This window comes from Endozoicomonas sp. (assembly GCF_031844845.1).
Classification (GTDB): domain Bacteria; phylum Pseudomonadota; class Gammaproteobacteria; order Pseudomonadales; family Endozoicomonadaceae; genus Endozoicomonas.
The window spans coordinates 1-17,326 of record NZ_JAVRMB020000064.1 but is presented as its reverse complement, the minus strand read 5'-3'; the positions used below and the strand labels follow the sequence as shown (position 1 = coordinate 17,326).

Here is a 17,326-nt window from a genome sequence, read left to right as displayed (position 1 = left end):
ACTACTCTGCGGTTGTGCCACAGCCAGTCTGCCGGGGTTTCATCAGAAAGGGACAGCCGGAAGTTTTAAATAATGATTTAAGAGCAAGCTCGTTGAGTCGCATACGCGCCTTACAGTAAGCATCATTTTCTATTTTTAGCGTCTTTTGCCCCAGCGCTAACTGATCTGCCGAGTCTTGAATCAATACTTTGCAGCAGGATTTATCATCATTAGACACCTGTCTTATAAACAAGGTGAGAGTTTTTACCGCAGGATAGTTTCGCGCTCGTCCCGGGTGTTGGTCTTGAAATCCATCTATGTCTTCAGAACGTAAAATAGAGGAATGTTCAGCGTCAGAAGCTTGGGCAAACTGGTTACGGCAGTCATTAGCGAGACGTAAATATTCTGGACTAGACTTGTTCATGGAGGCTTGCTCGCGGGATGTTTTCAAATCAGTTTAGACGGCTGATTTGCCTTTCGGGCAAGTCCTTCATACCAAGGCTTTCAGCCTTAAGTCAGTGCCATTGAGCTAGGTAGCCCTCTTTAAAATATTGGTACTGTTTCAGTTTCCCACGCCGCTGACAGTAAGCAAAACAGGCGAGAAACAGTGGACGAATATGTTTTGTCTGAACGAGGTCAATAGTTGATCTCAGATAGGTATCACAAGGTATGTGCTCAACGTGATACAAGCTCTTGGCATTTTCTTTAATTGTTGGCTGGTCTCGTTTGTCATCGCAGGTCAGTAATGATGCATTTTTATTATGAAAAACACCAAGGGCATACATAAAAAAGTCGGGAATGGAAATATTTGATGAACGCCCTTTCTGTGAGCGAGGGTCGGGAATCTCTTGAACTTTCTCAAAAACAAGATCAACGAGGTCAGCGGTAACCGAATGATTATGAGAGGAAGGCATATGACACTGTGTTGGTATTTTGCCAAAAACATCCTCTATTTTAGACTGCGTAGCTGAAATTGTCCTGCAAGCTTCCAGCCCTTGGTAGCAGAGGTTTTTTAGTTATTGCGGGAACTACTGCTCTGATAAGGTCAACCCGAATATTTGGTAAATATGCATCTGTTCGTACTGGGTTCTGAGTGTAAGTCGAAGCAGTTTATAAAATATCCGGGTTAGTGATTGACTTTTTGATTTAAAATATTTCTATGAAATTACTGGAGAGATTAACTATTGTCCTTTGATGTCCTTTGATAAATATCATCCTGATTGATTTTAATATGCGTCAATTAGTATTTAATATTTTGTACTATACAGTTTTATGCTTTGGCACTTTAATAGGTTGTTAAATATATCAGCTGATCAGATAACACAGTGGTGGCTTTATGGGTGTGGAAATAGCTTCAAATCAAACAGGTTCTGGAGTAAAAGCCAATGATTATTCAATGCATCAGAAACAGCAGGGCGCAGGTAGTAGTCAATATCCTTCTGCACTGAATGCAGTGCAATCCCGAAAGCATAAGGGAGGTAAATTATGGGATGAGAATAAAGATGTAATTAAGTATATAAAAAATACTCAGGAAGAAGCTTCTGGTTATTTGCAGTCATATTTTCCTGAAAGGTTTTCCGGGTCATTATTGCGTCAGAATATAACCATGCCTTTATCGATTGATAGGAGATTACAGCCTTTTGCCATTGATCCGCATTCTGAACAGAAAGAACTGGCTGGTGAAACCTCAGTAGAAATAAAATCCAGGATGATTCAATCAGAAGAGGATGAATATGACGCGTCAGGCACGGAAGATAAGTCTCAGCAAACGTCAGGTAGAGCAAAACGATCCAATATACTGGGTGATATTGCTGGATTAGAGGCGGAAACCACGGTGAGTGCAATAACGGCTCCCGTGATGACCAGCCCCGTTTCAGCTACTGGATTCCATCTGCAATCATGGCTGGACGTGCTTGATGAATACGTTGGAAAAACCGCGCTGGCAGAAGTAAATAAAGTTCTTTCGTACTATCAATCAGTAAGACCTGAAGATGATATTTCCGGATTATTGGCCAAAGTTGATGAAACGTTGGCTTTTTACCAGGCATTGAATCTCATTGAATTAACGTACTTTTATGCTGAAGCCATTAAAGACAATAATCCGGATACGGCACAACAATACAAAGAGTCGATAAAAGAGCTGTCAAATGCCCTGCATGAGATTATCAGAACCAATAAGGAACCGGAAGGCAGGCAAAAGAGGGCCCCTCGAGTTGAAGTGTCATTTCAGGATCTGTTGAAGAATAACCTGAAGAAAATAGATGCAATATCCAAGACAGATGCTGGTTCTATTCAGGAATTCTTCCGGGGGTTTAACGAGAGGAAGTGTCAGATAATTTATCAGGCTAAATATCCACTGGGTGGGCAGGCTGAATTAAAAAAATTTCTAAATATTGAAGCGGATGGTGTCATTGATAGACTTTCACGATTGAATTCTTTCATTTCCACACAGGATTATTTTAAGGCAGGGGCAGCTAGTTACGACTTTAGTGCTGCGTTAGAAACAAAAAGGCAGTGTGTTTTCGTTGCGGAAAAAGATGTGAATGATTTGGATCTGTCCCGTGATGATATTTCTGTTTATCTGCTTGAAGATTCGAGAAAGCTTTTCAATATTGGAGAGCAATTACGAAATTCATTTTTTAGTTCGCAATTGTCAAAGTCCATTTCATTTTCAATGAGCAGAACGAACCCTGTATTATATCATAATTACTTAATCCCGGGTTTGAATCCGGGCACCTGCTCAGCTTATGTGCATCTGTCTATGGCTGCCCGGAGTAGCGAGCTTTTGCTAAGTAACCTTATCAAGTCTACTTATGGTTTAGGTGTGGAAAGTGAGACCCTTCTTAAACTTATGGAGGCTTTGCAACTATTTCGAAGGACTATTCCTCCCAGCGCAGTAAATTATCGTTCGGAGCTTTCCGCCAGAAGCCTGAGGCTGCAGAGTGCTGGTTATAAAGTAGACAGTTATTTTTGTAAGGAGGCAGAATCTGCGGTTAAAAGAGTAGACTTAATAAATAATACTCCCTTCGTAGCAGTTCTCCCGGATTACTTGGGTGAGGAACTGGTTAAAATGCTTCGCCAGAAACAGGCACAGGCCAGAGGAGTAGGTCAAGTATCTCTAAAGGCGATATATGAATTGCCCCGTCACGTGATCTCAATTGATTTGCGAATCAATACCCAGGGTGAAATGATCGCTACCTGGGCGAATACAAGTGGAATGTATTGTGAAATAAAAGCGAATTCTGACGCTGAACTGGTAGATGCCTTCAATGAACAAATATTACCGATGGTAAAGTCCGAGCAAACGAAAGGATTAGATCGTATAAATAAAACCCCCGGGTCTTCTGATGCTTACAAGGCGTTATTCAATGATCATGGCAATCGGGTACTGTTACATATTCCAACAGACAGCCAGATTGAGCCATTAGAGCAGTTGCAGATATTGCCCAACTCCTGTTTGACCATCAGTGATATGGTTAACCATGATGTGTCGCTATTCAGTCAGATAGAGCAAGTACGTACCACGGCATTTATCAATGACTACCTTGAATTTATGCAACGTCCGGAGGTTCTTAAGTGTTTAGCGCGGAATGTACCTGCCGGTTTTCAACCCATAGCGGGGAAGGTTTCAGTAAACGACCATGTACTTCTGCAGATGAAAGAAGTCCGGGCTGCCGTTGAAAACACCCTTGCCTCCGGTGACAGGGGGGCCAGGGTGCCAGCAGATATATCCTTGCTGCACAACAATCTCACTCCAATACTGGAGGTTATTCAACCTGTTATCAGAGGGAACAAGGCCCTGGCTAACCCTAAGACCCTGGACAACATTGCTGCAGGGCTGGGGGTATCGGCGGGTGCTGCAGCCCCGCCCGTGGTCTGGGGGCCAAGACGAATGCCGTTCAGTGGAGAACTCTCTGAACCGCAGATTTTGAATGTGGGGCAGGTCCTGGCCCTGGCCCAGGGAGCTGATGTGACAGAAATGGTCGACTTGGTAAGACAATTGCCTAAGGTCGAGAGTGTAAGACAATTTCCTGGTCGGCAGAAGCCAGCTCTGCAATCAGAAGAAAGCGTCTCTTTGAACCGGGAAAAAATATCGAATCCGGAGTCTCGGGCAGGCCAGGTGAAGTCCGGGACGATAGGCTCTATTGCTTCTACCTTTTCCTGGAAATCCGTAGTCAATGCTTTCAAGCGCCCACAAAGTACGCAGGTAAACCATGCTGAATCGTTCGAGAATGCCATGAGGGGCACCAGACAGCTAAATAAAAACCTGGGGGAACAGATAGGCTCGCGGTTGGCAAAAAATGAAATAAAAAGTGAGGCAGTAAACGAAGCTGAAATAAAGGCTGTAGGCGAAGCAGAAATAGAAGCAGTAGGCGAAGCAGAAATAAAGGCAGCAGGCGAAGCAGAAATAAAAGCAGTAGACGAAGCAGTAATAAAGGCAGCAGACGAAGCAAAGTCTGGAAAAGCAGCAGAAAAGGTTGCAGCCACTGAAGAAAAAGAATTGGAGCTGACTAAAGATAAAAAAGCAAAAAGAAAAGGAATAAGAAAAAGAACAAGAAAAGCAAGAAGAAAAGAATCGGAGCAAGCTGTGTTGTGTGAAGCGCGGAGGAAAAAACGGTCGCTGGATGGGAAGTGCCCGCCGAAAGTGGAAGAGGACGAAGTCTATGAGGTAGAAGTCAATAAAGTAGAGAGCAAAGCAAAGAGTAAGGTAGAGACAGCAAAGGTTGATGAGGAAGTAGCCGTAGCCGAGGAGAACATGGCCGGTGATACAGTGGCTGATACCGCAGGCCAGACCGGGCTTGAAGAGTTAGGGCTTGATGGGGCTTTTACCGAAGGGTTGGGGAAAGAGTCCCTGGAATTGCTGGCGGATGAGGGGTTGGCCGTTTTGCCGGAACAGGTGGTTCTGGAAACGGCGGTCGGCGAGCTGGCAGCTGGCGCCATGGCATCGGGTATTGGTATTGCGGTGGGAGGGCTCATCCTGATCATCCAGGAGCGGGAGCTGATTACCGATTTATTGACCGACCCGAATAAATTTATCGATGACATTTACGCCATTACCCTGGGGCTGGAAGCGGCAGGGAAAGAGATCCGGGATAATGCCCGGGCCCATCACCAGCGTTATCATCAGCTCAACGGCGATACCCATAAACGGTATACTATCGGAGAACTTCAGTACATCGCTGGCGGGATGACGGCGGAATGGTTCGCCAACGGGCTGGATGATTCCCTGGGCAAGATGGAGAAATTTGCCGAAGACAGTTATGTCGATCCGAGATGGCAGTTGCACGGACGCAGGCGACGGTCCCTGGCCGCTACCAGCCAGTCTGGCGATGCCTCCGGTGCCGCCCGGGTGGCTGCCCCCCCCCCCATTGAAGTCCACCTGTTCAATCAGCATAACAGCGAAATTAAAAAGGCCCGTATTCAACCGGAACTGCTGAAGCGGCTGTTTCAGGGCAAACCGTCCTATACCCTGCATTTTGTTGACCGCCGTCCCTGTCATAACAATATCAGTCCCACGCCCGGCGTTTCTGGCAGCGATACCGAGCCCCGTTTCCCCATACAGCAGCCTGTCTCCGAACTCGTGTATCAACTGATGATGCAAATGCGGGATCAGTTTAACGCTGGCTGGCTCCGTTATCTTGAGTCCGTGTCGGTGGCAAACCCGTGGATCAGCGAACCGGAGGATGTGGTTGATGACTATGTAACTGTGCAGCAGTTTTTCTGGAGCGACGTCAAGCTCCAGGCTGAACTTCGGAAGGCCGGGTTCCGATGTGATGCCCGGGAACTCACCGCCACGCAGGTTCAGTTGCTGGCGGGGGTTGTGGGAGAACAGGTTGAGCAGGCGGCGAATCATTTTGCCCGCAAGGCGCAGCAGATAAACGACAGTATCATGCGGACTATGCGGACCAGTCAGCAACAGCTGCAAGACTATGGGGTTGACCCTTCCGGCCATCATGCCAACGCTGTTGATGGCCCTCAGCGGATGTTATTGCAACGGGCCATGGATCAGGTCACCGGCCGGGTGCTCCTGGGCCTGACTGACTATTTGCAGCAGAATAACATGGCCAGAAGGGCGTATAAGGCAGAGGCTGAAGCCAGTGTTGCCATGATGGGCGGCATCGACACCAGACCGGAGGCGGGTACCGCTACCCGGGTGACGGGGGGCAATGCAACGCAGCCCGCCTTGCTGGAGGTCGAAAATGGGCAACCGGTGATCAGTGCGACCGTCCTGAAACAGCTGAAAAGAATTCAGGAACGCGCTGCTTTGAGTATCCTGGAGCCATGGCATCAGGAAAAACAGCAACAACTGAAGGATGACCTGTTAACGCTGCTGGTTGACGCAGTGGGCACTGCTGGTCAGGCGTATTCCGGTTTTTCGCAGGATATCATCCGGTTGCCCCCCGATAACCCCGCGGATACGGAACCCGAGGTGGTCGCCGGGGCCAGTCATGGTCATGATGGACAGCTGCCGGACCTCACCCGCTATCAATACGCTGTTGATGGTTTTACGGATATTTATCCGCAGAAACAGGCCCGACTGGCCACCATGCAACAAGTCCGTGGCAACCTGAAAAAACAGGTTCAGGAAAAAATTGCCGGTTTGCTTGCCAGGATTAAAGGCGATCTGAGTGCTATCCGGGGAGGGCGTGAGCCACATGGGGATCGGCGAGGTCTCGTGAACGGCTACTACCGGAAGAACCTTGACTGGGCCCGGCAACAACGGGCGGGGTTCATCGACGGGGTCGACAGGCTGTTTCAAGACCTGGCAGCCAGGCTTGATAAACTGGCCCCGGCGATCCTGCCGTTAACCGAGGCAATCCCCTGGCCTGCCACCGCTGACCTGGCCACTGTCGAGCGTGTCCTGAATGGGTACATGGGGGTAATAAGGAAGGATCTGTCGGATGGGATCAACCATTATATCGAGTCATTGGAGTTCGGTGACAGCGGCATGGTCGAGGGCGTCAATATCTACCCCTGGAACCATTTCTGGACCTATCTGACTGATAAGATGGCCACGAAGGTTGCGGCGCTTCAGTCAGACGGTGTCATCAGCCGCTCGCGCCTTGGTGCGGTGCTGTCGATCTACCAGCAGACGGCACTGGAAGCCTATAACTTTTATGGCTATCAGGCCATGGAATTATCCCGGAAGGCGGTTAAATCACTGCAGAACCAATACCGGAAAGTGGTCAATTATCCTGCGGAAGTTTCCCGGGAGTTTGGCGAGTACCTGGAGCGACAGGAAAAATATCACTGGCTTGACCAGGGCGGCCCGGGCAGCGCGACCAATAAACCCTATGAGATTTATGGGCAAGTGGTCAGAGACCAGGAGTCCGGAGAGTGGGCCAGGGAAGAGGCGCAACGGGAAAAAGAAGACAGTAACTTCTTTAACCTGCTGAAGGGGCGCGGGCAGGTGAATATTTCAGAGCAGTGGATTAAAGATAAGATTACGCACATTTACTATCGTTATGCACAGCAAATTGACCAACAAGTTCAGGCCAAGTCATTAATCCGGGAGCAGGTACTGCAGGAGAAAGCCCTGGCACAGTCTCTGGGGCTGGATATTTCTGCTGTCAGCGGGGCAGAAAGTGCTGGTCACGAGCCCCCGGCCAACCCTGCGGCGGTGTTTTTTGAGGACGAACTGGCGGTCTGGCGAGACCAGGTGAACACAGGTTTCCGGAATGAATTATACGGTCTGGTCGATTACTCACTGACCACAGCTTACCAGGATTTTCTTAATGGCTACCATAACCGGGAACTGGGCAACAACGGGCTAAGGACGGAGCTGGAAGACAATCCCGAAGCCCTGTTTTATGCGCCCCTGGATAAACAGCGCATGCTTGCCAGTCATCGCGCAGAAGAGAGTATGATCCGTGCCCAGGAGTCATTGACTGAGCAGTTGCATGAACTGCAAGTGTCGTTTATTAGTCAGGGGCAGCACTCCCGGAACGATATACGGGCAGTGATCGACCATGAAAAGGCGTGGGCATCACGACAACTGATGTTGCTTTCTGCCCACGGCATGGCGCAACTGTTCAGGGACTGGAAAACCAATGTCCTTGCGATTTACAGTGAGAGCGAAGGGTTAAACCCACCGATTACCTCATTTGCTGAATATCTTGCGTTATTGACGCCGGAACCGACAACACAGCCCGGGCCCCAGCAGCCTTACCGCATAGATGATCACGACGAAGTCATCATCCCGATTGTCCCCGACCGGCCAGCGCACCTACAACCCAACCGGCACCGTCGTTCGCTGGCGGGTACGGATCATTCTGCCGGAGGTCGGGATCCCATGGTGGCAGCATTCGATCTCCCCGCCGCAACTTCCGGAGCCAGCCGTCAACGGGGTATCCTGTTCGATATCAGGGATTTCCTGGGTTCGATGTCGCAGGGGATTCTTTCTGCCACAACCGGCTGGGGATGGGCATCGCAATCTCCTGCAGTCAGCCTGCAGGTGCCCTTGATTGAACCCGGGGCAACCGCTGGCAAGCCATCCTCCTCCGCCATTCATTACACCCGCCACCCCGGTAGTCCTGACAGCAGCAGCGTGCTGCTGGTGAATTACCTGGTGGCCAAGGGTACAGGCCTCCCGGTGTGCGAAAACCGGGAATGCTCCCCGGGGGGCGGCAACCACAGTACCCTCCCTGGCAGGAAACGGATGATTGGCTTTACCCCCCTTGCCCGGCCACTGTATAACGACATGGTCGCTTATTTTCAGGATGTGCAGAACTCTTCCAGGGCTGCTGCAGATGGCTGGCAGGGCAGTGATTACCTGGCTATGGCGGTGATACTGTGGGCCAGGGAACGGTCGGGTATTCCGGCCGGTCCTGATCAAAAGCTGGTCGCCGGTTTTATCGACCAGGCACTGCGCTCGCCGGTTGTGGGGACCGGGCATCAGCGGGCCGGGGAAATTGTTGCCCGGGATGAACGGGGTAATCTTCGTATCCGGGGCGTGGGCCTGCACTATAGTGATCATCTGTTTTACGACAGAAGTCGTCAGTTACTGGTGGCGCAGGGTAATCACAGGGCCCTGGGGCAATGCATGATGGCCGCCACGGCCAGGCAGGTGCTGCAAACACCATCGGCACTGGCTGATGATCCTGACTCGGCAGCGGGTCCCGGGGATGCGCTGGCACAGCAGATTCGCAACCTGTTACCAGAAATATCGCGCAGGGATCTGGAGATTATTCACCGGGCTATCAGTCTGCAGGGGCGCTCGGGCAGTGGTTCGGAAGCAACAATCCGGCAGTTGTCCCGGGAGCTTAAAGGTATGGATGCAAACGGCGGACGTCAGAAATTCTCTGCTCCGAAGGCCTGTCGGCCGGTGATCAGGTTGCTGTGCCAGGATAAGGTCAACGACGCACGGCAACTGTTTATCGCCCTGTCACCCGGTGATCAGCTGGCAGGCATCAGAGTCCTTGCGGCACTGCCGGACCTGACGGGGGCGGATGGGTCCGAAGACTTGTTGGCAAAAGTGGTGGGAAGCATGGCCGGGCTGAAAACCCGGGGCCGCAAGCTCTCCCCGGAACAGCTGAATGAAACCTGGCAATTGTTTACTTACCTGTATGATATCAAGCAGGCCGGTGTCGGTGAATTAATCAACGAATCGGCATTGGTCTGGCATCTTGAACAACGAAAATCGGGCAATAGCGCGGTTGAAAACGATGCCCTGGGGCAGCGGATTAAAAGTCTGCTGCCTTCCGGGCAGTCGATCTACACGCGCTGTCTTACCGGTTTTGAAGAAAGCGGGCATCTACTTCCAGTCACTGCCCCCTACCATCGCTATGATGAGCGCCGGATTGCAGTACTGATCAGGCAGCACACCTCGCTGGAAGCGGCAGTCAGAACGCATTTCTCCGAATTCTTCGGAGCCGTCGCCCCGCAGTTGAAAGCAGAGCTGGTGGAGACTATATCCCTGGACTGTCTGTTGGACCTGAAGGGGAAAAGGAAGGTAGCGAAGCAAACAATCACCGAAGTTGTGATCAGTAGATTGTCCCGGGAGTCGGCAGAGTTTTCAACGGCAGGTTTTGATGCCACGACATGAAGTCCGAATGTTGGATGTTCTGGCTGTTATGTATTAAATAAATGGCCCTTTCGCAGGTTGGCTGATCAAAAATCAGGGTGGGTTACAGAATTACTCGGTAAGTGCCAGGTTATTCTGCCCCATAGCAAAGCTGCACTTGGTTAACCTGTTTACAGGGGCTTTCTAGATGTAGGTTGAGCGTCATTTTCCCTGTTTACCGATGTTAATCATGAAGCGGGTCTGAAAATCGATCAGCCAACCTGCGAAAGAGCCAAATAAATCAGATAGTACAGTGGTGGCTTTATGGGTGTAGAAATATCTTCAAATCAAACAGGCCTGAGAGTACAGGCTAATGATTATTCGACACATCAGAAGCAGCAGGGTGCAGGTAGTCAAGACCATTTTGCACTGAATGCCGTGAAATCCCGACAGCATAAAAAAGGAAATTAAGTTATTGGAGGAGGTTAAAGATATAACCAATTATATAAAAAATAATCCGGCAGGAGCAGTTGATCATTATCAGCCAGCTTCTTACAAAAAGCTCCCCAGTGCATTAATAGAACAGAATATTACCATTCCTTTATTGATTAATAATAGATTGCAATCTTCTGCAATTGATCCGCACATGGAACGGCACTGGAGTCAAGCAATAAGTGCAACAGACCTCCCAGTGTAGACCTCAAGCGGCGTTAGACCGCCAAGTACCTTGCGAGGCATGCTGTTTATTTGAAACTCCATAGCTTCAATTTCCTCTTCGGTGATCTGTCCAAACGCCATTTTTTTGGGCCATTGGCGACGGATAATACCATTGGTATTTTCATTGATTCCTCTCTGATAACTGGCGTAGGGCTTCGCGAAGTAGATTTCCGCGTTAACAGTTTTTGACACAAGAGTATGCATGGCAAATTCACCGCCGTTATCAAGCGTAATAGTCTTCGCACCTGGTGCGCGTTTCAGCAGCTCAACCATCTTATTGGCCACTATTTCAGAGTTCTTGCGCCAACCTTACCAATCAGCGCCAGACGGCTCTTGCGATCAACAAGGGTAACCAGATGAGCATCCTGCCCGTAAACAGTATCACCTTCCCAGTCACCCAAACGTGTACGCTGTTCGACAATGGCAGGACGCTCAGAAATATCCTTGCGATCAGGTATCAGAGAACGCCCAGCCTTACGTTTGCCGCCTTTCCAGCGAGACTTGCCAAATCTGGACAGCTCTCTGTACAGTTTGCCGCCATTAGCTTTATCTTGTGCAATTAGGCGATAGATTGTCGTATGACTAATAGCCTTATCCGGTAGCTCTATTTTAAAACGACAACTGATGTTTAATGGAGACCAGCCTAATGACAGGCATTTTTCTATAATCTGTCTGTGTTGATCATCGGTTTTCTTAGCCTTGCGGGCATTTTTCTTCCGCTCTGTTTTACGCTTTTCAGCAGCTTCTGGACAATAGCCGTCTGGACCTGAATTTCGGCCTAATTCACGACTGACAGTACTTTTATGAACGCCAGAATTGTCAGCCATGGCTTGTAAAGAAAGACCGGTTTTCAGTAGTGCCTGAAGCTGATATCGTTTGCCTTGAGTCAGCTGTTCGTAGTGTTTGGTTTGAGTGCTCATTCCAGACTTCCATTTCAGAGTGTGACAACTTATAAATCTACCGACAGCTGTCTCACATCTCAAGTTTCAGCCTGTTGCACTTATTGTATTACTCCAGCCCGGTCCCTCTTCCATCACGTTTCCACTTTTTAAACTTTTTCTCGGATCTGATATATATTCCGTCTTTTATCTGAATTTGGCATATCAAGTACTGCCTGTACAAACTACATACGGGCAGTATAGATGTATATTTTGGCAAAATTCCCAACTTAATTACTATAATTTCCAACTATTTATAAAAATACCCAACATAATTATGAGAATTCCCTACTCAATTGGATGTCTGACAATTGGCTTCCAGCTTTTTGTAGAGTGCTCCCAGTACATCCCACTTATGCATGCTCCACTCTGGAGAAAGAAGGTACTGCCGCTCTCCGGATCCTGTCAGCCGGTGAAACAGCAGCTCTTCGGGAGCCCGCAAGATCATCTTCGCCAACACGTCCGTATAGGATTCCATCGTTAATTCACGAACTTCACCCTTACGCCACTGCCGTGCCATTTGAGTGCCTTTGACGATATGAAGCGGGTGTACCTTAATAGCATCAACCCCAAGACCAATGACGCGGTCAAAGCTTACCAGAGAGTCTTCAGGTTCTTCTCCGGGTAACCCAACAATCAGATGGGTACACAACTTAAGTCCGTATTTTTTCGTCCTGATCACTGCGTCTTCATAATCGTCATAGCTATGCCCGCGGTTGATCTGCTCAAGCGTGTGGTCAAAGCTGGATTGAAGACCCAGTTCCAGCCAGACTTCATAGCCTTGATTCTGATAGTCAGACAGCAGTTCAAGAACCGGGTTCGGCACACAGTCAGGACGTGTACCAACAGCCAGGCCAATCACTCCGGGCTGAGCCAGTGCCTCGTCATAATAGCGTTTGAGATCTTCAGGAGAGCCGTAGGTATTACTGTAGGACTGAAAGTAGGCAATGAATTTTCTGGCTCCGGTACGAGCGCCTACCTTTTCCTGAGCCTGACGAATCTGTTCAGAGATACTCCCCGCTTTAGTGCTGCCAGGGCTGAAGGAGGCATTATTACAAAATGTACAGCCGCCAATACCTTTGGTCCCATCTCGGTTCGGGCAGGTAAATGACGCATTCACCGACACTTTGTGTACTTTTTCCCCGTATTTCTGCCGAAGATAACGGCCAAAAGTATTCACGAAGCGGGTCATGTCCATAGCGAGTTATTTCATCATGTAAATCGCTACAAAATACCGGCTGTCGGCAAGTTAGCCTATAGGGAATTCAACGCATGACTTAATGGCCAATGCTTAATCGGATGCTCTCATGTGAAGGGTGGAAGAAATTATATGGCATGGTTAAACAGAGAAGGACTTCCATGATAGACATCATGCTCTTCGGTATGAATAGCTTTCCCGCCAGAGGCAATACCACCTTGAGATGGCTATTCAGGATGTTTTTTCATTCTTTCAAGGGCTTCCTGAACCACTGCACGGGCCTCGTCCTGACAGGCCTGCATGGCGTCCGGATCGTCAGGCGCCACACGCCACTCAATGATTCTCTTGGCCAGTTTCCGAGCCATTACGCCAACCAGATCATCCAGATAAGTTTCATCAAACATGGCTAAGGGCATAAATCTTAAATGCACCAGTAGTTGTTCTGGCTTATCAGGTTCTTTCATATGTATGGCAAAATCACCGGCGTCGGAGGTGCTTTGGCTTATTGTTAACGTAAAATGCTCACCACTCATAATTATCTCCCGCCTGTACTAGTTTCAGTTGTCGGCGGTGTGACAGGTGGCTTTATGATCAGCAGACCAGCTGTCAGCTCTTTGAACCAAAAGCCGATAATTAATAACATCAGGAGAAGGTCACTTTTTATTATCTCCATTCATTATCTAGACTGAGCAATAGAAGGATTAAACATCATAAGCGGACAATGCCACCTGCCCAGAGCTATTCGCTAGTGGCATGGTCAGACATGGCATCATTGTCGTAATACAAAGTCGTGATACAAGCAGCCAGCGTTGACTGGGCAAAGGAGAGCCAGACTATGTCACTCATAACCAATAAAAATGTAGAAAACTTACCCGCTGATAACTCTGGACAGGTAGGCAACGTCAAACCTGTTGACCGTGTTGATCCGGCGCAGTCTGAGGAATTTTCCAACCTTGTGCAGAACAAGGAAGAAAATAAACTGGCCGAAAAAACGGCAGAAGACGGAGAGATCACTCCTGAAGCGCTACAAAGGCAGATTCGTGAAAACCTGTTTAAAAATGGCTTCAATAAAGCCCTGGAAAAAGCAAGGGAAATAGCCAAAGAGCTTAGAAATGGCTAGAAAACCGCTTTATTGTCATTAATTTGACAAAAGGTAGTAAGCACTTTGGCTTTATTACTTCTTAGTATAATTATGCCCCTCAATATATTTACAATTAAGTAAAGGATATGAGTGGTCTCTGCAGGCGATTTACAACCTGCAGGTGATGTAAACGCAGTACAAGGATGTGGCAGTATGTCAGCTCAGTCGTCGAACATCATACCTATTGTTCCCAGTGGTGATGAAAAACCGCCAAGAAATATCCTTTTTTCTGATTTAAATCAACTGGTTAAAGAAACCATCCTTCCTAAGGTAGAATCTCTGAGTTCTTCATTACTTACCCACCTGGAAACTTATCTGGAAGAGATCAACAACAATCAGGATATGATGCGCTGGGTGGATATCAAAAACCGGCTCAGAAATTCTGAAGAATCCATTAAGAATCATTTCATCAATGCTTTAATCAGCAACCATTTTGAGCAGACAAAACCAGAAGAAAATACATTGACTCTGGAGCTACTGGATAATGACGAGCTTGACCACAAACTCCTCTGGCTTTCTGCCACAAACCACTTTGAAAACAGTAAAAATTCAGAGCGGATCAGCCGCATTAAAAACTGCCTGGACTCCAGCTACCCTGAGCATGACGGCACCTATCCTGCCATGCCCGAGAGGATGTGCGAGAGCTTTTCTTCTGCCATTGAGAGTCTTCATGCGGATAAGGACATAGAACAGCAATTATTCATCTGGTTTGCCAATCACCTGAACAAACCGGGCGATGAACTCTGGTTGAAAGTCGACAGTTTATTGGTCAAAAAAGGTTTAAATTCTGAACAGCCTTCTCCTGTTGCACCATTAGAGACAAACAGAAACAGTAGCCCTGCCCAGATACCTGCTTCCATAAAGTCATTTTCCAACCAACCATCTACCAACCAACAACCAACAGATATTCAAAACGCTTATCCTGAAATGGATAACCCTCAATTTCTGGATGCCTTTGCTGACAAGCTAATATCTCGCCTGGAAGATATGCTGGCAGAGGATGAGATTATTCCCGAAGCAAAAGCCAGCAGGGTCAGAGCTATTGATCTTGCTAATGTTCTCAGTACACTGCAACTGGACATTTTCGAGCAACACACTTCTATAAAAAATCTTCATAATTCAGTTATTGATGCTTTAGAAATACAGGGGGTCAATTCAAACCTCTCCCGTCATCATGATGATCTGATCAATATGATTGGCTGGTTATTTAAGTACATTCTGGAAGACCACAACCTTCCTGATGACATCAAAAAAATCATAGCACTTCTGCAGATTCCAATATTAAAGCAAGCCATTCTCGATGATGCTTTTTTAACGGATCAGGAACACCCTGCCCGCTTATTGTTGAACGCCTTAACCTCAGCAGGAATGCAGTACTGCCGGGACCCTAAACTGGACAACCATGTACTGATGCTGATTGAACATACTGTGCGGACCATCATCTCTGATCACAGTGAAAATCCTGAGATTTTTCAGGATTGCCTTGAAGGATTTAAATACAACCTGACGCTTATCCTGCAATCCGAAAACAATGATTCTGAAAGTCAGGAACACCAGACTGAAAATAATGAACCATCATTGAAAGAGCAGGAGCAGGAGCAGGAAAACCCCATCGATGTTCAGACAGAAATGGTGGTCGAAGATGAGTCTGAGCATGAGGAAGAGATTATTCTCTCATCGGATAAGTCAGAAAATACTCAGCAGGCTTCACCTCTATCACTGATGGACCCAGAGACTGTTGAAGAGCCCCCTGAGCTGGAGCTGGCGATAGAAGACTCTTATGAAATAATCAGTGAGCCACAACCCCTTAATGCCATCGTTGAGCCCATCATCATTAATGAACTACACCCGGGGCAATGGGTTGAGTTCATCGGCGAAGGTGATTCACACCGCCTGCACTGTAAACTGGCCCGACTCAGCAAAGACAGACTCCGATACATCTTTGTAAACCGCTCCGGTATGCGGGTCGCAGAACGGTCCGGCCGTGAGCTGAGAAAAGGGATTGAAAATGGTTCAGTCCGGATTCTGGAAGAAAACCCGGTGTTTGATCGTGCAATTCAGGCGGTCCTCAACCGGTTTAAAAAACACTGAACTAAAGCACTTGCGTTTAATGGCGACTAACTATCTTGTTAACGGAGGGCTTTATGTTAAATCTGGACAATTTAAATCAAGTGACTGATGGTGATCAGGAACTATTGGAAGAACTGCTTTCAACCTTTTTCCAATGTACCCGGGAAGATATCCTGAACTTAAAGACAGCGGTTAACAACCAGCAAAGCGGCCTGATAGCAAGCCTTGCCCATCGAATCAGAGGTGGTGCTGCTATTGTCGGGGCAGAACAACTGGCATCCCTGGCCGGAGATATTGAATACTCCGGCAAGCAGGCCAGCCCTGAGCGTTATGAGCAACTCTTTCTTGAATTACAGAATTCCTTCAAATCCGTGGAAGGCCTGTATCCTGATTTATAAGGATGGCTTGCTGGTCAGACAGAATAGCCGAAACCCCACCACCGCAGAAAAAGCCATAAAGGGCGCTTCAAGCAAGCCACCCAGCAACTGCCAGGGCAAATCACTGCCCTGATCATTAAGCAGATAGCTGATCAGCGTCTGAGAACCCACCAGTATGACCAACAGAACCATAAAGGATGGCAGCAACACAGACCACTGATCCCTGGTCTGTACAAAGCTGGCCCGGATCGCCTCAATGGGATGCTCTTTGTTCAAGGCAACCCGATACTCCACAAACATTAATTTGTACAGCAGATAAAAACCCGGCAACAGATACAGGCTCAATCCCACCATGACCATCAGCACCACCAATAAGTAACCGGTGACCAGCTGAAAATAGACGCCGGTTGATTTAAGAACGCTGTCGTAAAGACTTAATGCGCCTCCCTGATCCCGGCTGGCAATAAAGTAGATAGCCGCTCCCGTAGCCAGAGGCTCTATCAATACGGAAGTGGCCAGGTCAACAACACCACCTTTCAATGCTTCACTGCCTTGCAGAGACTGGTGAAGATAGAAACCAATAACCTCCGACGGAATGGCCGCCAGCAGAAACAGGAACGTCAGGCTAACCCCATAAAGAGAAAAAAATCGTAAAGATTGAAAGATAGGCAGCATTCAAATATCACCGGATTATCAGGTTCTGTGACATAAGGTTATCAGGCTGATGCTACATCCAGCCAGGTGAACTACTCGCCCCTAAAGGGGCAGAGCTTCCAATAAGACAGCTACCGGAGTAACAGCCATTATCTTCTTTTTTGACGTTTCATTGCCAGTTGCAGTAGAGGGCTTGCCCTTTACCGGCTTACGCTTGGCTCCACGTCCTTTAACTAGCAGGGGAATACC

Annotated in this window: 9 protein-coding genes and 1 pseudogene; 5 read left to right on the top strand and 5 right to left on the bottom strand. The window is 48.1% G+C overall.

All coding sequences use genetic code 11. The annotated features are described in order from the left end of the window. Position 1: 1 nt before the first annotated feature. A complete protein-coding gene (locus tag RM811_RS02850; RefSeq protein WP_402520571.1) occupies positions 2-403 on the bottom strand; it encodes a hypothetical protein in 402 nt (133 codons plus the stop codon). Positions 404-1,315: 912 nt separating this feature from the next. Between RM811_RS02850 and RM811_RS02845 the strand changes: the two genes are divergently transcribed. Beyond that, positions 1,316-10,024: a hypothetical protein gene (locus tag RM811_RS02845; protein ID WP_402520570.1), complete on the top strand. Its 8,709-nt coding sequence runs from the start codon at positions 1,316-1,318 to the stop codon at positions 10,022-10,024. 282 nt (positions 10,025-10,306) lie between these two features. Then, positions 10,307-10,453, top strand: a complete 147-nt coding sequence (locus RM811_RS02840; RefSeq protein ID WP_402520568.1) for a hypothetical protein — start codon at positions 10,307-10,309, stop codon at positions 10,451-10,453. A 192-nt stretch (positions 10,454-10,645) separates the two neighbouring features. Here RM811_RS02840 and RM811_RS02835 read toward each other — a convergent pair. From RM811_RS02835 to RM811_RS02825, 3 genes and pseudogenes are all read right to left on the bottom strand, one after another. Then, positions 10,646-11,619: pseudogene (locus RM811_RS02835) on the bottom strand (IS30 family transposase). A 310-nt stretch (positions 11,620-11,929) separates the two neighbouring features. Further along, positions 11,930-12,835 carry a TIGR01212 family radical SAM protein gene (locus tag RM811_RS02830; protein WP_402520566.1) on the bottom strand — a complete coding sequence of 302 codons (906 nt, stop codon included), beginning with the start codon at positions 12,833-12,835 and terminating at the stop codon, positions 11,930-11,932. Between the two features lie 227 nt (positions 12,836-13,062). Continuing rightward, entirely contained in the window at positions 13,063-13,368 is a 306-nt protein-coding gene (locus RM811_RS02825) for a hypothetical protein (RefSeq protein ID WP_402520564.1), read from the bottom strand. Positions 13,369-13,670: 302 nt separating this feature from the next. On the opposite strand from RM811_RS02825, the gene RM811_RS02820 reads away from it, so the two are divergent. The 3 genes from RM811_RS02820 (at position 13,671) to RM811_RS02810 (ending at position 16,444) form a co-directional block, all read left to right on the top strand. Next, positions 13,671-13,955: a hypothetical protein gene (locus RM811_RS02820; RefSeq protein ID WP_402520562.1), complete on the top strand. Its 285-nt coding sequence runs from the start codon at positions 13,671-13,673 to the stop codon at positions 13,953-13,955. 174 nt (positions 13,956-14,129) lie between these two features. Beyond that, on the top strand, positions 14,130-16,067 hold the full coding sequence (locus tag RM811_RS02815) for a DUF1631 family protein (RefSeq protein ID WP_402520561.1): 1,938 nt from the start codon (positions 14,130-14,132) through the stop codon (positions 16,065-16,067). Between the two features lie 53 nt (positions 16,068-16,120). Next, complete coding sequence (locus tag RM811_RS02810; RefSeq protein ID WP_402520559.1) at positions 16,121-16,444, top strand: Hpt domain-containing protein; 324 nt, start codon at positions 16,121-16,123, stop codon at positions 16,442-16,444. Here the strand turns inward: RM811_RS02810 and RM811_RS02805 are convergent. Then, on the bottom strand, positions 16,439-17,098 hold the full coding sequence (locus tag RM811_RS02805) for a hypothetical protein (RefSeq protein ID WP_402520557.1): 660 nt from the start codon (positions 17,096-17,098) through the stop codon (positions 16,439-16,441). The genes RM811_RS02810 and RM811_RS02805 overlap by 6 nt on opposite strands. Between the last annotated feature and the right edge of the window lie 228 nt (positions 17,099-17,326).

Excerpts from the sequence above, each read along its gene's own strand:
- RM811_RS02850 (WP_402520571.1), bottom strand. The coding sequence starts at position 403 with ATGAACAAGTCTAGTCCAGAATATTTACGTCTCGCTAATGACTGCCGT.
- RM811_RS02845 (WP_402520570.1), top strand. The coding sequence starts at position 1,316 with ATGGGTGTGGAAATAGCTTCAAATCAAACAGGTTCTGGAGTAAAAGCC.
- RM811_RS02840 (WP_402520568.1), top strand. The coding sequence starts at position 10,307 with ATGGGTGTAGAAATATCTTCAAATCAAACAGGCCTGAGAGTACAGGCT.
- RM811_RS02830 (WP_402520566.1), bottom strand. The coding sequence starts at position 12,835 with ATGGACATGACCCGCTTCGTGAATACTTTTGGCCGTTATCTTCGGCAG.
- RM811_RS02825 (WP_402520564.1), bottom strand. The coding sequence starts at position 13,368 with ATGAGTGGTGAGCATTTTACGTTAACAATAAGCCAAAGCACCTCCGAC.
- RM811_RS02820 (WP_402520562.1), top strand. The coding sequence starts at position 13,671 with ATGTCACTCATAACCAATAAAAATGTAGAAAACTTACCCGCTGATAAC.
- RM811_RS02815 (WP_402520561.1), top strand. The coding sequence starts at position 14,130 with ATGTCAGCTCAGTCGTCGAACATCATACCTATTGTTCCCAGTGGTGAT.
- RM811_RS02810 (WP_402520559.1), top strand. The coding sequence starts at position 16,121 with ATGTTAAATCTGGACAATTTAAATCAAGTGACTGATGGTGATCAGGAA.
- RM811_RS02805 (WP_402520557.1), bottom strand. The coding sequence starts at position 17,098 with ATGCTGCCTATCTTTCAATCTTTACGATTTTTTTCTCTTTATGGGGTT.